At 54.8% G+C, this 14,506-nt stretch carries 13 protein-coding genes; 2 read left to right on the top strand and 11 right to left on the bottom strand.

Annotation, left to right across the window (positions count from 1 at the left end; all coding sequences use genetic code 11):
- Positions 1-217 precede the first annotated feature (217 nt).
- Both MRBBS_RS06190 and MRBBS_RS06185 read left to right on the top strand, forming a co-directional pair.
- Positions 218-1,348 (top strand): cupin domain-containing protein, encoded by a 1,131-nt coding sequence (locus MRBBS_RS06190; protein WP_264641554.1) that lies wholly within the window; start codon positions 218-220, stop codon positions 1,346-1,348.
- Positions 1,349-1,371: 23 nt separating this feature from the next.
- Entirely contained in the window at positions 1,372-2,874 is a 1,503-nt protein-coding gene (locus tag MRBBS_RS06185) for an ethanolamine ammonia-lyase reactivating factor EutA (protein ID WP_014870590.1), read from the top strand.
- A gap of 48 nt (positions 2,875-2,922) precedes the next feature.
- On the opposite strand, the gene MRBBS_RS19915 is transcribed toward MRBBS_RS06185, so the two are convergent.
- From MRBBS_RS19915 to MRBBS_RS06125, 11 genes are all read right to left on the bottom strand, one after another.
- Positions 2,923-3,441 carry a hypothetical protein gene (locus MRBBS_RS19915; RefSeq protein ID WP_227497586.1) on the bottom strand — a complete coding sequence of 173 codons (519 nt, stop codon included), beginning with the start codon at positions 3,439-3,441 and terminating at the stop codon, positions 2,923-2,925.
- Positions 3,442-3,760: 319 nt separating this feature from the next.
- On the bottom strand, positions 3,761-4,987 hold the full coding sequence (locus MRBBS_RS06170) for an alpha-hydroxy acid oxidase (RefSeq protein WP_014870587.1): 1,227 nt from the start codon (positions 4,985-4,987) through the stop codon (positions 3,761-3,763).
- A gap of 86 nt (positions 4,988-5,073) precedes the next feature.
- A complete protein-coding gene (locus MRBBS_RS06165; RefSeq protein WP_041635499.1) occupies positions 5,074-5,613 on the bottom strand; it encodes a cupin domain-containing protein in 540 nt (179 codons plus the stop codon).
- Between the two features lie 119 nt (positions 5,614-5,732).
- Entirely contained in the window at positions 5,733-6,764 is a 1,032-nt protein-coding gene (locus MRBBS_RS06160) for a Bug family tripartite tricarboxylate transporter substrate binding protein (RefSeq protein ID WP_041635123.1), read from the bottom strand.
- A 122-nt stretch (positions 6,765-6,886) separates the two neighbouring features.
- Positions 6,887-7,945, bottom strand: a complete 1,059-nt coding sequence (locus MRBBS_RS06155; RefSeq protein ID WP_041635122.1) for a TauD/TfdA family dioxygenase — start codon at positions 7,943-7,945, stop codon at positions 6,887-6,889.
- A 65-nt stretch (positions 7,946-8,010) separates the two neighbouring features.
- Positions 8,011-9,228, bottom strand: a complete 1,218-nt coding sequence (locus MRBBS_RS06150) for a cupin domain-containing protein (RefSeq protein WP_014870583.1) — start codon at positions 9,226-9,228, stop codon at positions 8,011-8,013.
- Positions 9,229-9,320: 92 nt separating this feature from the next.
- Positions 9,321-10,361 (bottom strand): Bug family tripartite tricarboxylate transporter substrate binding protein, encoded by a 1,041-nt coding sequence (locus tag MRBBS_RS06145; protein WP_144012690.1) that lies wholly within the window; start codon positions 10,359-10,361, stop codon positions 9,321-9,323.
- A gap of 128 nt (positions 10,362-10,489) precedes the next feature.
- Positions 10,490-11,002 carry a tripartite tricarboxylate transporter TctB family protein gene (locus tag MRBBS_RS06140; RefSeq protein ID WP_014870581.1) on the bottom strand — a complete coding sequence of 171 codons (513 nt, stop codon included), beginning with the start codon at positions 11,000-11,002 and terminating at the stop codon, positions 10,490-10,492.
- On the bottom strand, positions 10,999-12,510 hold the full coding sequence (locus MRBBS_RS06135; protein ID WP_050996595.1) for a tripartite tricarboxylate transporter permease: 1,512 nt from the start codon (positions 12,508-12,510) through the stop codon (positions 10,999-11,001). Before MRBBS_RS06135 ends, MRBBS_RS06140 begins: the two co-directional genes overlap by 4 nt.
- A gap of 161 nt (positions 12,511-12,671) precedes the next feature.
- The gene (locus tag MRBBS_RS06130; protein WP_227497585.1) at positions 12,672-13,256 is read right to left on the bottom strand and encodes a cupin domain-containing protein; all 585 of its coding nucleotides are present in this window, start codon (positions 13,254-13,256) and stop codon (positions 12,672-12,674) included.
- Positions 13,257-13,269: 13 nt separating this feature from the next.
- On the bottom strand, positions 13,270-14,316 hold the full coding sequence (locus MRBBS_RS06125; protein ID WP_041635121.1) for a Bug family tripartite tricarboxylate transporter substrate binding protein: 1,047 nt from the start codon (positions 14,314-14,316) through the stop codon (positions 13,270-13,272).
- Positions 14,317-14,506: the final 190 nt, after the last annotated feature.

Genomic DNA, 14,506 nt, shown 5'->3' with positions numbered 1-14,506 from the left:
TAGTCTATTGCCTACCCTTCCGACTCCCATCGCGTTCAAAAATACATCCGTAAAGCCTTATATCATTTAGCCAAAAAGTCATTTGCTACAGACTAGGGCCCACAGCCAATATTAGGAGCCGCGCAACATTTTGAATGGCTACCTATGTCATGGTGTTAATCGAATTGCCTATAAAAAGCCTCCCCTTTTAATAACAACCAGCGGAGTGAGAAGAGTGATGGAAAAGAAGCGTCGCGAACAGCAGATGTGGAGCAAGGTATTTTCTTACGACTTGTGGATGGACGATCAGGGCATCCCTGTTCACAAAGGCTACTACATTGAGGACCTACGCACTATTGAGCTGGGCTGGTGGCAAAAGCGCAAGTGCAATGCCGCCTTTGTTCAGCTGACCGGCCAGGAGGGCGTCAGCTCGACTCGCGTCGTGGAAATCCCGCCCGGTGAAAGCCTGAGCCCAATCCGGTTTGGCTTCGATGAAATCTGTTACCCGCTTGATGGCAGGGGCATGACGACCTTGTGGCAAGAAGGAACAAGCAAAAAGACCTTCGAATGGCAGCCCCATAGTATGTTCCTGCTTCCGAGGCATCATGACTATCAATTGAGTAATGCCCATGGCGACAAGCCGGTAAGGGTTCTGTTATACAACTACCTGCCGATGGCCATGTCTGCCGTCCCCGATGCCGAGTTCTTCTTTGATAACCCAATGACTATAGCCGCTCCTGCCATCCAGACCGACTTCTACTCCGAGGCCAAGATTGTAAAGCCCAAAGAGAATGCCGATGGCACCGTCGATAGCAAACGTGCCTACTGGTATGGCAACTTCTTTCCTGACATGCGCGTATGGGACAAGCTCGAAGCGAATATTCGACGCGGAGCTGGCGGGAAGAGTGTGTTCATGCAGTTTCCCCACACCGAACTGTCTGCACACATGTCCCAGTTCGGCGCTGGCATGTACAAGAAGGCACACCGTCATGGTCCGGGCCGGGCTATCGTCATCCCCAAAGGCGAGGGCTATTCCATCCTGTGGGAAGAAGGCAAAGAAAAGATCGTCGTGCCATGGCACGAGTGCAGCATGTTCGTTCCACCGGACCGGTGGTTTCACCAACACTTCAATACCGGTACCGAGCCTGCTCGCTATCTTGCCCTGCACCCTCCCGTGCAGTTTCATGGTCATGCCGATAAACTGAAAGACCGGGCGAAAGACCAGATCGAATACATGGACGAGGACCCCTGGATCAGAGAGAAGTTCGAAGAAGAGCTCGCTAAAAACAACACCTCCACCGTGATGCCTCCGGAAGCGTACACAGACCGGGATTTCGATTGGGCGAAATTCGCCAAAGCAAGCGCGTGAGCGCTTAACTTAAAGGTGCTGTCATGCACGATGCTGACTTTGATCACGAACATCCATCAGATTTCGAGTTCGGGGAGGACATCGAGGGTGTGGAAATGTTCACGCTTACCAGCGTAGGCATCGACATCGGATCGTCCACCTCTCATCTGATTTTTTCCCGTCTGACTTTGCGGCGGGAAGGCTCCTCATACTCCGGGCGCTTCAAAGTCACCGAGAGAGAGGTACTGTATCGGTCAGGGATCTTACTGACCCCCTATCTGTCTGAGACTCGCATCGACATCGAACAGATCAAGGCGTTTGTGCACGAAGCCTACAAAGAAGCCGGACTGGAAAGTGACGATATCGACACAGGCGCCGTGGTGATCACAGGCGAGGCGCTCAAGAAGGAAAATGCCCAGCCCATAGTCGAGTACTTCGCTAGAGATTCGGGCAAGTTTATCTGCGCCTCGGCCGGCCCCCACCATGAAGCTTTGCTGGCAGCCTACGGCTGCGGCGCCGTTGATCTGTCCAGTCAGGCCCAGGCGACGGTTCTCAATGTGGACATGGGCGGCGGCACCACCAAGTTGTCTCTGATTCGTCATGGTGTTGTGGCAGAGACAGCTTCCATAAGTATCGGTGCCCGCCTTGTCGCTTTCGATGATGGAGATACCGTGACCCGGGTCGAAGAAGCCGGTGCTCGACTGCTGGCCCACTGCGGTCACAGTATTAGTGTCGGAGCCCTGATCACCGAGGAGCAGAAGCTTCAGCTTGGCCGCCTGATGGTTAAGTTGCTGATAGAGGTCATTCAGGGAGGCGCTTGCTCTGAGTTGGCCCAGAGCCTGATGATCACCCCTGCCCTAGCTCCACGAGAGGGCCTCGACGGCATCGATCATATCGTATTTTCGGGCGGGGTTTCAGAACACATCTACGGCCGCGACACCGTGTCCTACGGAGATCTTGGGCTAATTCTGGGCGCGGAACTGGGGAGCTATCTGAAGACACTGCCAGAGGGCATGCTACACCAGCCTGCTGAGTGTATTCGGGCCACGGTTATTGGGGCTGGCGAGTACACCCTCCAGGCTAGCGGCAACACAAGCTACATCAATGATCCAGAGTTGCTGCCAGCGTATGCGCTCAAAGTCGTCCGCATACCGATCGACCTAAAAGAGCCCATTTCGGAGGCGCTGGAGGCAGGGCTCACCAAGTTTGACTTGAGTAGTTTCGGGGAGGGCATTGCACTTTCCTTGTCTATTGAGGGTCAGCTCGATTACAGGAACCTGCGCAAGCTGGCAGATGCCATAGCCGGGCTTACGGCACCCGTGCCGGATAGCCCACTCTATATCCTGCTGGACCAGGACGTTGCCAAATCTCTCGGGGGCATTCTTAAGGAAGAGCTGAAGATTGCCAACCGGCTCATCGCCATAGACGGGATCGAGGTCGGTGACCTGGACTATATCGACATAGGTGAGCCTATGGGGTTCACCGAGGTTATCCCGGTCACGGTCAAATCTTTGCTTTTCCCGACTGAGAGCCAGGCTCCAATTTGATGTCAGATTCAGGACCTGTTGAATAACACAGGTCCTGCTCTTCCCCACTTATTTACTCGGCATTTCAATGACTTCAATAGGCACTTCGAAAACGTTCCAGTAAATCGCAGTCATCTCTTCAGGTCCTGTGTATCCACCCCAGGGGCACCCCGCACGCTGGGCCTCATCCTGCGCCGCCGGGTCTTCAACGACGTTGCGGAACGCTTCACGTAGTGACGCCAATTGCTCTGGAGGAACCCCCGGAGCTGTAAAAAACGGTCTGCCGAGTCTCAGAAGGCCATCGAGAACCTCTGCGACTTGCTGACTTTTTCCATCGACAGCTTGACGAAAGCTTTTGACATTTGCGAAATCTGGGTGGTCGCCCAGCTTTGTGATCACCTTGAACCCTTCATCCTCGATGGCGTCCGTCGCATCGGTGTATACGTCGATGTTGCCCTCGGCTTCTCCGCGGAGTATGGCCAAGTTCTGCTCCGAGGTACCTTCATAGCCAGTAATGACCTTTACCGGGTAACCGGCCTCTTTCAGCATCATTACCAGTTGATAGGATCCGGCGCCTTTTCCACTCACATCGAACCGAAAGTCGGCGCCGGGTCGATTGACAGCAATAACATTAGGCTCGCCAGGCAGGTACTTACCTATATGACGTGCGATCAGGCGACCGTAAAATCCTAGCCACCGCCGGCGGCCGAACGAATGACTACAGTAACGGTTTTTCCCTCGTAGAAATTTTTACTCTGCTCTTCTGCCGACGCAGCAGATGTAAAAACAAGAGCCCCATCAAAAGGGCAGAACCCAACGCTGCTGAAATCAGATGTTTAGTAAGGTTTTTCATGACGCTTTTCCTATTCGAATTGTTGTTTTGTTGGTTCAACATCTTCGCCACTTCTCACTTTCCGTTCTCTGCTCTCTCATCTCTGTCTGTGGCCATAAAAACCCCGCCATTGACTGGCGTAGCGATCGAACCCTCAAAGAGTTCGGGGCAAAGATCACTGACAGTCTTGCAGCCGACATAGCCCATGGTTTTCCGCAGCTCGGATCGCAAAATTGCCAGTGCACGCTCTGCGCCGGCCTGCCCGCCCGCCGACACTCCATAAAGTGTCGCCCTGCCAATTAGTACGCTGTCTGCGCCCAGGGCGAGCGCCTTGGCGATATCACTGCCCCGGCGGATGCCACTGTCGAGAATGACCGTGGCCCGATGGCCTACCGCTGATACAATCTCAGGCAATGCATCGATCGAGGCGATACTGCTATCCAGGTTGCGTCCTCCATGATTCGACACCACAACAGCGTCCGCGCCGCTTTCTACTGCCAATAAAGCGTCCTCCGCTCTGAGAATGCCCTTCACGATCAATTTTCCGGGCCAGAAATCGCGTAGCCGGGCGATGTCCTTCCAGGTCATAGAGCTGTGACGCATGGGCGTGGCCTGGTCGGTACCGGAGGTTATGCGGTGCTGGTACTTGGCCGGATAGTTCTCGTTGCGGGGCATGCCCGTCGTGGTCAGATAGCGGCCTAGCACGGTTACAAGCCATCTCGGGTGCCTGCACATATCCATGACCGACCGCGGGGAAATCCTGAAGGGAATGCTGAACCCGTTGCGCTGGTTGTATTCACGGTTGTTACCTAGGGCGAAATCCACGGTCACCACCAGCGCCTCGAAACCGGCGTCTATCGCACGCTGTACGAGCTGATAGGACAGTTCCTCCTCCTTCCACATATAGAGCTGGAACCAGAGTCGCCCACCGGCTTCGGCGGCGATCTTTTCCATAGAGGTGATGGAACCGGTGGCCAGAGTGAACGGAACACCGGCCTGCGCTGCAGCCTTGGCCAGTGCAAGCTCACCCTCGTAAGAGCAAAGCCCGGCGATGCCTGTCGGCGCGATAGCCAAAGGCAAGGCGGAGGGCCCGCCCAAAAGGTCGACCTCGGTGTTCAGGTTCCCCAGATCCACCAGAACCCGCGTCCTGAGCTTCAGCCGGTCATAGGCCCTGCGGTTATGGGCCAGGGCCACCTCATCCTCGGAGCCACGGTCCAGGTATTCGAAAACACCCTTCGGAAGTCGCCGCTGGGCCACTTCACGAAGGTCGGCTATATTATAACATTGCTCTAGATGTGACATAGACTGGCCTTTTCAGAACGTCGAGGAATGCAGTGAGCAATGTGGAGGTACTTCTTCGGCGCATTCCCCATGAACTCCCTGTGGCGTCACTCGTAATACTTGTCACTGAAAACCGTCTCAACCGCCTTGTTTTCCTTACTGACTGCCAGAAGCGGTTCGCCGTGCCGGTTAACCCTACCCCAGGGCGTCTTTTCCGCATCGAAAACACAGCCTACCCGCAGCAACACCAGCGGCTCACTTTCGTCAGCATGAAAATAGTAGGTGCAGCCCCTAGGCAACATGATGCCCTCGTTTCTGTAAAAGGTGACACTCTCCCCTTCGGGGCCATAGAAGACCGCCTTTCCCTGCAGCACGATAAAAACATGATCCTCGTTCGGGTGACCGTGAAGCGTGTTCTCGCCCCCTTCCGCGTAAGTTTTCAGATTCACCCACATGCGATCCGTTGCTGCCAGCAATGCAGAACCACGTCCCTGGCTAGGCAACCTTGCGCGTAACTTGAACATCTGTGGGCGCCCCAGATCATGCTCTTTAAGGTGTTCTTCGAGAGCACGTTCAAGAACGCTCCCAGACTTCGGGTCGGCCTGCTCCTGGCCCTTGGTTTCGGACGTTTTTGTATTTTTTTTCATCAACTTGCCCTCATCGCCATCATCGTTTCCGGTAAAGCATCCGGAAACCATCGAGGCCAGCCGGAGCGGCGCGAAGGCTCTGCCCTCGTGCCGCCTTTCGTGGTTATTGCGCGTCGCAGTTATTGAATGGCATCCTCGACGAACTTCACCACCTCGGCCGGAGCCTGGTAGACCTCCCGGTAAAACTCGATCATCTCATCAGCGTTAGCGAATTCGATTGCCAGACTCTGTTTTTGCGCATCCGCCAGAAATTCCGGATCATTGGTGGTATCTTCCAGAGCCTTGCGCAGGGCTGCCAGACGGTCCGCCGGCACACCCGGAGGAGCAACGTATGGACGACCCATGACAAGGCGGGCTCCCAGCAGGTTTGCTGCCTGACGCTGGGCATCTGTCTCTGCCATCTCGCTTACCAGCGGCACATTAGGTAAATCATGGTGCTTCTTCCGTGCAATCTGGTAAAGGATCCTGACGTCGCTATCCTCTTCCAGCCACTCGGGAGTGCTGGATTTGAGCGAGCTCATGAATCGGCTGCCCAGACCATCGACTTCGCCCCGCTCCATCGCCAGAACGATATCATTGGCGCCGGGATAGCCAGCAATCACATTGATCTTCAGGTCAAAGATCTTGGCCATGATCCTCGGAACCATGTTGGTGTTAGAGCCTGAGCCGGTCGCCCCCATGGTCACACTCTGGGTCCTCATGTCCTTCCAGCTATTAATACCGGTATCCTTGCGCACCACGCCAATGGTAGTAGCAACCAGGACATTCCCCAGCCAGTTCATGTCCTCAATGTTGAACTTCGCCTGTTCATTGCCAAACAGAGGCTCGAACGGCATACCTGAGTTAATGGAACCAATGACCGATCCATCCCTGGGCAGGGTATTTGCCAGTTGGTTCATCAGCACCAGAGAACCGGCTCCCGGGACGTTCTTGACGATCACGTTTGGGTTTCCCGGGATATGCTTGCCTATATGCCGCGCCACGGTGCGTGCATAGGTGTCATACCCACCCCCGGCAGAGTAGCCCACCATGAGCTCTAGCGTTCTTCCATCATAAAACTCGGCTGGTGACTGCTCCTGAGCAACAGCGGCGAAAGAGCTCAGGCTCACAGCGGCGGATAGGACAAGACCGGATAAAGCATGTAGTCGCATTTTTAATCTCCCAAAAGGGTTTTTATTTTAGTTCCGACCAGCTAAAGCTCGCGGGCTTGCAGCCTGATTCGGCTGTTAACGCGACTCGGTTGCCGCGCGAAAGCAAAGAACATAAGCTCAATTCAGAAGACATCCAGTGGTGTCGGATCCTCCTCGCCCTCAACCGGCACGCCCCGGAGCATGCGTGCGATATCCGGATGAACCGGCCGCATACCGGTCGACAGCCAGAGACGCAAAAGGTGACGCTTACGCTCGGGCTCATCAAAATCGTCGAAGTCGGTCCGCGAGTGCAGCATCACATGGTTCGACACGTAGGAAATGTCGCCCTGCTCAAAATCGATGTCGATCGCGATTTTCGGCGCGGTCTCCTTGTACATCCGGATCGCACTCTCCTGAACTTCAGTATACTTTGGAACGCCGGGAACCTTCTGCGCCTTGGCCATGTGTGCACTGATACCACGGGCGGCAAAATAGCCATCGGTAACGCTAAAGATGGGAATACGCTCCCAGGGTTCAGTTTCGCCCGGAGGAATGTCGCCCTTGCGAACCTGATAGAAACGGGCCGTCAGCTCTTTGACCAGATCCGGACGCTTCTTCAGCATCTTGTTGTACAGGGTCACGGAACTGCAGATGCGATGTTCCCCACCGGATTTGGCGGGGTTCAGGCAACAGAGTGAGAGGATATCTGCGCTGTCACAGTGAAAATCCATGGCCGATTGAGTCATATAGCCGCGAACCTTGGCATAGTCCCCCCCGAGGTTCTTCACGTGGCCCAGCAAGTGCCCGTCTTTGTTCTGACACATCGCCGTGCCGACATGAGCCCCTATGCCCAGGAAAGCGACTGCATTCTGAAAACGACTGCGATCCTGAACAGGCAGACCTCGTATCAGGGCAAAGCCCCGTCCCTCCATCACCTCATTGCGAATATCCACAAGCCGCTCGCCAAGGCTTGGCAGCGGAAAATGCTCAGCGGTGATATCTTTCAGCTCGACGCCCTGGGCTTCCACGACCCTGACCGCATCTAAAATCTCAGCAATCTCTTCCTCGGACAGGCGGTAGATCCATTCGTCCGAGTTAAGCTCCTCCGGGTACCAGCCTGCTGGATCAGTTATGGGCTCCATCAGTTTCGCTGGTTTCCGAAGTCGGGGACCTGGCTTCCAATGGTTTTTCACGGTCGACATAATCTGATTTCCTTTTTTCGGTCAGAGCTCTGGCGGCACGAATAACATCGACAACTTCACCATCATTAATCCTTGGGCTTCTCGTAAAGACTGGGCTCCATACGGCTTTTCCCGCCATCTTCTGCCAGTCGGCGCTCGAACTCGTCCCGCAGGAACGGGTCTTCCATCCAATAGGGTATGGACGTACCACCCTCGGTTATGTCCATGCCGGTATGATCGATTTGTTTCGCTCCAGGAGGCAGGCCTGTCACCAGACTTGGGTGGTTGGGCCCATTCCACATGATCAGACGGAACGGCTCTTTTGACGCATTGAAATGCTGGTGATACCAACGGGCGCCGCCGGGCGCCGCACTGACAATCCCGAATGCCTCATAATCAACCCGCTCAACCAGGTGGCCGTTTCCGTCCGCCCATGGATTCACTCCAAGCCGCTCGGGCCAGGTGTAGGTGTACCCGTGGCCGCCTATGCACATCAGCACCGTTGCAGAGGTGTGGGCATGGGCCTTGGCGTAACGCCCGGTTTCATGCTCGCCGATCTTGATGTAGAACTTGTTCCCCGTCATCTGGGGCTCCACCCGGCGGTAACCCGGTGAGCGGCGGTTATCGTAAGGCAGGTCGGCGTTGATAATGTCCGGAATGTAGTTGGTGCGCTGCATTGCCAGTCCCCGAATGGGGTCCGGCTCCACCTCTTCGTTCGGCACGTAAAAGTCGTCTGATTCGGAGAAACGGTCTGTGAACTTGTAGGAACAGTTGAAAACGAAATCCGTATCACCAACCAGGTTGATGAGGTTTGGCGCTGTGGTTCCTGCGCATATCAGCGCCGGTTTGGAGGTCGCATTGACTATTCGGTGCCAGGCATTCACGGGGATAGAAAACAACGAGCCCTTCTGCCATTCGAAGGTGTGCGTCTTGCCGCCCTCCTCCAGCCACACTTCCGTCGTACCTCGCCCTTCGACGACAAATACGACTTTTTCGTAGAGATGTTTCTCAACATTCAGGGCACCGGCCGCAGGTACCTCAGCAATATAAAAGCCCCATTTTCCTTCTGAACCGCTCAGCTGGATATAGCTGCCACGGCCACCAAGTCGTGGCCAATCCGCCAGCGGCAGCTCCTTGACCGACCGAATGCCAATGCCTCGAAAAACAGGCACACCCTCTGCATCCATAAACTTGTCATAATCTGTTTTGGGCTGATCAAAAGAGCCGAAGCCGGCCCGTTTCCCCTTACCCGGCTCTTGCCATTTCGCCGGTGCAGGCGAATCGCTCGTTAAATCTTGAGACATTGTGCTTCCTCTTTTTTACACGCTTTGCCGGCAACCGGCCCTGAACCCCCCGGTTGGGTCACGCCGGTTAACGGCGTGACCCAACCATCAGCTCAGTCGTCGGTGCCAAGCAGCTCAATCACCTCGTCCGGAGCAGCAAACAGTTTCTGGTACGCAGCTGTCATCTCCGCAGGGCTGGCATAGTCACCCCAAGGACGTTCGGCGCGCTTTGCCTCCTCAGCGGCTTGAGGATCCTCAACAACCTTGCGGAAGGCCTCCTGCAATGCCGCAACGCGATCTGCCGGCACACCAGGCGCGGTGAAGAAAGGCCGACCAACTAACATTTGGCCCTCCAAGACGTCCGCAACCTGCTTCCATTTGCCATCAAGCCCTTCTTTAACGTTCGCCACATCAGCAATGTCGGGGTGGTCACCCAGCTTGGCAATAACCTTGAAGCCCTCGTCGTTAATGGTGTCGATGGCACTGCCATAAGTATTGATCGTCCCGTCCGCTTCGCCGCGGAGGATCGCAAGGGCCTGATCCGAGGTACCTTCGTATCCGGTTATTATTTTTACCGGATAACCGGATTCCTGCAGCATAAGAGCCATCTGGTAGGAGCCTGCGCCTTTGCCACTGACTGCAAAGCTGAAATCTCGCCCATGGTCTTTACGAAAATTCTTCAGATCTTCAAGGTTGTTCACTGGCACATCAGGACCCGCTAGCCACACCCTAGTGGATTTTGAAACACTGCCAATCGGCGGCATTTCCAGGGTCTTATAGCGTATCCCCTCGGATCCGAGTCTTTCGGAAACGGCTAACTCACGCGCCGGAATCAGGAATTCGGTGCCATCTTTGGGGGCCCTGTTAAACATGTAGTTGGTAGCCACCAGACCGCCGGCGCCCGGGCGATTGACTGCAATCACATTCGGGTTACCCGGAATGTATTGCCCAATGTGGCGCGCAACCAGCCGGCCGTAATAGTCGTAGCCGCCTCCAGCGGTCGACCGGATCACGACCGATACGGTTTTGCCTTTATAAAAATCGGCGACCGCACTGTCGTCTTGGGAAAGCGCAGCTGGTGATAACACCAGCCCCGTAACCAGGGTGGCCGTTGCAAAAAAACTTCCAAGTAATGTGCTCACGAGTTTCTTCATGGTTCTGTCCCCTTTCTCTGTCGTTATTTTGCTTTTGTTGTTAGTAAAGCTGTTCATTGGAGCTCCTTCTCTTAATTGCTATCAGAAAATTGTCACAGCGGCGTACCACAAATCTTGTTCCGCTAAAGTTACAGGTCTAGCCATTCCAGGATTAGCCCCTGGGGAAAAGGCAAATTCAGCAACTGATTGAAGACTCCCCACACCACCAATGCGACACCAACTGTCATGATAATAATCAACCTGGGTCTTTCCCGGTGCCGCAACAGATAGAGGCAAACCATTAACGGCACTGAAATATAGAATCCGAGCAGAAATAGTCCGCCCAGCAATCCAGCTAGCCAGCCAAACTGCTCAGCCGCCCGCAGTCGACCGATACTGGTTTTCTCAATATCCGTTATCGCAAAATCGGTGGCGCCTTCTTGTGGGTCGGTATTTTCGGCCAGGCTGCCTTCGCATGCCCTCCAGGCTGTCCAGAGTTCACGTCCGAACTGGATAGCCACCAGCACAAACCCAATAATGCCTACCGTCATCGGAAACAATTTTGCCTGAATGGGTTGACCAACCGCTTCGAGGACAACGTAACCAAACACAAACAACAGGCCCAAAGTTACAAGCGAAGGTTTGAAAGCGCGGCTGATCATACGTCCTCCTTCGGAGCATGACGGGGCTTGGAGGCAGTCCGCCGGCGCATCAGGTAGGGGTATGCCACGATAATGACCAATATCGTTATGAGAATCAGCACGCCGGGTCTCACCAGGAAACCGATACCGTAGACCTGTAAGGAGGTCCACAGGAAATTCTCGGCCAGAGGCCCGAGCACCACACCCAACAGCAGGGGAGGCCGCGGCCAGCCCCCGGCTCGCAGAACATAACCCACAATACCGAAACCCATCATGACGACAACGTCATCGATGCGGTTCGAGTTGGCAAAGCTGCCCAGCACAGCCATCGCGAGAATGACAGGCACAAGAATGCTCGGCCGTAACATGGTGGCCATGGCCAATTGGCGGGTGAACAACAGGCAAAACACGGTGGTGATCACTGAAGCAATGATCAGCAGCCAGATAATTGAAAATGTAACATCGAGCTGGGTGGTCAGAATCTCCCGACCCGGCTTAATCCCCACAATAAGCAGGCCGCCAAAGATCAATGCCAGGGTACTGCTGCCGGGGATACCAAATGCAAGCGTCGGAATCAATGCACCACCCTCTTTGGCATTGGTGGCTGCATCGACTGCAATGACGCCACGCACGTCTCCCTTGCCGAAGGTCTCCCGGGCACCTTTGCAGGTCTGCATGGCATGCCCGTATGCGAACCAGTCAGCGACAGAAGATCCCAGCCCCGGGATAATGCCAACCCACACCCCCACTACGCTGCTGCGTATGATCAGCCACCAGTTTTCGAACGCATCCTTGATCCCCTGCCTGCGTCCCTCACTGAGGTTACCCAACGACACATTGGAAATGCTCTGGGCACGAGTCGCCAAAAAGATTAACTCCGGGATAGCGAACAAGCCTATGGTCAGAGGCACAAGACCGATTCCGTCGTACAGATAGATGGAGTCAAAGGTATAGCGGGGTACACCAGTCAACGAGTGAATGCCCATCATCGAAATCGCCAGGCCCAACGCGCCTACCGCGATACCCTTGAGCGGCGCATTGCCGCTCAGAGACCCCACCATCGCTACGCCCATCATGACCAAAATGAAAAATTCGGGGGCGCCCAGCAGAAGTACCAGGGGCCGCATCACGGGAATGGCCGCAAGAAGCACAAGAGCGCCGAAGACTCCGCCCAGCGCCGATGCCGTAAACGCCGCAGCCAACGCACGGGCAGCCTCACCCCGCTGCGCCATGGGGTAGCCGTCCATAATCGTCGCCTGCGACCCGCCACCTCCGGGGACCGAAAACATGATGGCAGTAATAGAGTTGGCGGTGTTGCTGACCGCCCAGATGCTGACGATCAGAGCGACTGCTTCAAACTTTTCCAGAACGAATGCAAACGGAAGCAGAAGCGCGATGGCAGTCTTGCTGCCTACGCCCGGCATAGCCACCAGGGTGGAACTGATGACGATGCCCACAATCATCAGCAGGAAAGCCTTCCAATGTAAGATGCCCACAAGTCCAGCCCAAGCTGCATCTAACATAGACATAGGAAGCCCTCCCGGGAAAAGCTATGGTCCACCTTGTATGGGCGGAGCACTCGAACAAAACATCTTGCTTGCATACCGTGCACCTTTGTTTTTATCAGCTGTGTAACTGGAATCGAGCCGCCACACAGGCGCCCCGTTGGACGCTCATGCAGTTTTTATTTTTAGTGATAGTAATTGTCACTGAATACGGTCGGAACTGACTTATTCTCTTTGCTAGATCCGGGCAATGGCTCGCCATCCCCTCCAATACGCCCCCAGGGACTGTGGCCGGCATCGACGACACAGCCCACTCTCAGGAGAACAAGAGCTTCTCCCGACTCAGCGTGAAAGTAATAGGTGCAGCCCCGGGGCAAAAGAATGCCTTCGTTTCGGCCAAAAGTGGCACTTTCGCCCTCCGGCCCATGAAAGATTGCGCGGCCTTGAAGCACGATAAAGGTATGGTCTTCATTGGTATGGGCGTGGAGAGTATTTTCCCCACCCTCGGCGTAAGTCTTCAGGTTTACCCACATGCGTTCCGTAGCCGCTAACAGAGCTGACCCACGGCCTTTTTCAGGCAATTGTGCCCTCAACCGGAAAAGCTGGGGTTTTTGCAGATCGTGCTCCCGAAGATGCGTCTTCAGTGCACGTTCCAGACCACCGGTTCCCGAGTCAAGATCTGACTTTTCGTGGCCTCTGGTCTGCGGCGATCTGATGCTGTTTAACATATCGCAAGCCTCTGTAGCGTCGTCAGCCGGACCTTCAGCCAAGGCTGATCTCCGGTCACATGGCATTCTTGATCACGGCGATCACATCAGCCGGATACTCGTAGGCTTCCTGTACAATGCTCTGGATCTCTTCACCTGAAACAAAATTGATGCCAAGGCTCTGATTCCTGGCGTCCTGCAAAAAGTCAGGATCCTCGACCGTTTCAGCAACCGCCTTTCGCAGCATGGCAACCCGCGCCTCGGGAACACCGGGAGGCACTACCAGCGGACGGCCCATAACCTGCCTTGCAAACAAAAGGTTCAAAACCTGACGCTGCTTCTCGGTTTCAGCAAGCTCAGTCACCAGCGGAACATCAGGCAGGTCGGTGTGCTTTTTCAGTGACATCTGGAACAGGATATTGACTTTGCCCTGATCCATACCCTCGTTCAATTCAGCGATCCAGTCCTCACGGGTAGACTTTGCACTGCTCCAGGACCAGCCACAGCGCCCCATGACCTCACCGCGTTCCATGGCCAGCATGACATCGTTACCACCGGGGTAACCGGCGATAATGTCGAACTTGAGGCCGAACATCTCGCTAAAAACCCGCGGAAAAAGGTTTGTGTCCGCACCCGCCCCGGTCGACCCCACCGACAACGACTTGGTTTTCAAATCCTGCCAATTCTTGACGCCGGACTCATGCCAGGCGACACAGAGACTGGTTTCGTTATTGAGGCTGCCCAGCCAGTTCATCTCCCCTGGTTTATAACGGGCCTGTTCATTGCCGAATAAGGGCTCAAAGGCCATGCCCCGGGCAACGCTGGCAATGACAGTGCCATCGGCATCCAGCGTGTTGGCAATCTGATTGGTAAGCACTAGGCTACCGGCACCGGGCACGTTCTTAACCACTACTTGGGGATTGCCCGGAATGTGTTCGCCGATGTGGCGAGCGAGTGTCCTGACGTAGGTATCATAACCACCTCCGGCCGAGTGACCACTGAGAAAAGAGATGGTTTTGCCTTCGTAAAAGGAGTCTTGATTATCCTGGGTTTGGGCAGTCGTGACGCAGGTAAGCGTCATCAAACTCACAGCGGTCACTGCGCTAGCAACGCACTTCAACATGATGATTCTCCGTATATATGTGATTTGTTATTGTGCATATATAGATTTTGGTGATGTTTGGACATTCAATTCACCACTAAATTAGCTTGGGATCCAATGGCTTTTCAGGTTTCTTATATAGCGAATTTAATATGCTCCCCGGAAAATAAAGAAATTTGGCACATCCAACCGGAAGGTTAAATTTGAATAA

The sequence above is a fragment of the Marinobacter sp. BSs20148 genome, assembly GCF_000283275.1.
GTDB classification, from domain to species: domain Bacteria; phylum Pseudomonadota; class Gammaproteobacteria; order Pseudomonadales; family Oleiphilaceae; genus Marinobacter; species Marinobacter psychrophilus.
This window is presented reverse-complemented; position numbering and strand designations above follow the sequence as displayed.

Bases quoted from the DNA above. Each gene is read 5' to 3' on its own strand.
- MRBBS_RS06125 (WP_041635121.1), bottom strand. From the start codon at position 14,316: ATGTTGAAGTGCGTTGCTAGCGCAGTGACCGCTGTGAGTTTGATGACG.
- MRBBS_RS06145 (WP_144012690.1), bottom strand. From the start codon at position 10,361: ATGAAGAAACTCGTGAGCACATTACTTGGAAGTTTTTTTGCAACGGCC.
- MRBBS_RS06190 (WP_264641554.1), top strand. From the start codon at position 218: ATGGAAAAGAAGCGTCGCGAACAGCAGATGTGGAGCAAGGTATTTTCT.
- MRBBS_RS06160 (WP_041635123.1), bottom strand. From the start codon at position 6,764: ATGCGACTACATGCTTTATCCGGTCTTGTCCTATCCGCCGCTGTGAGC.
- MRBBS_RS06150 (WP_014870583.1), bottom strand. From the start codon at position 9,228: ATGTCTCAAGATTTAACGAGCGATTCGCCTGCACCGGCGAAATGGCAA.
- MRBBS_RS06155 (WP_041635122.1), bottom strand. From the start codon at position 7,945: ATGTCGACCGTGAAAAACCATTGGAAGCCAGGTCCCCGACTTCGGAAA.
- MRBBS_RS06140 (WP_014870581.1), bottom strand. From the start codon at position 11,002: ATGATCAGCCGCGCTTTCAAACCTTCGCTTGTAACTTTGGGCCTGTTG.
- MRBBS_RS06185 (WP_014870590.1), top strand. From the start codon at position 1,372: ATGCACGATGCTGACTTTGATCACGAACATCCATCAGATTTCGAGTTC.
- MRBBS_RS06165 (WP_041635499.1), bottom strand. From the start codon at position 5,613: ATGAAAAAAAATACAAAAACGTCCGAAACCAAGGGCCAGGAGCAGGCC.
- MRBBS_RS06170 (WP_014870587.1), bottom strand. From the start codon at position 4,987: ATGTCACATCTAGAGCAATGTTATAATATAGCCGACCTTCGTGAAGTG.
- MRBBS_RS06135 (WP_050996595.1), bottom strand. From the start codon at position 12,510: ATGTCTATGTTAGATGCAGCTTGGGCTGGACTTGTGGGCATCTTACAT.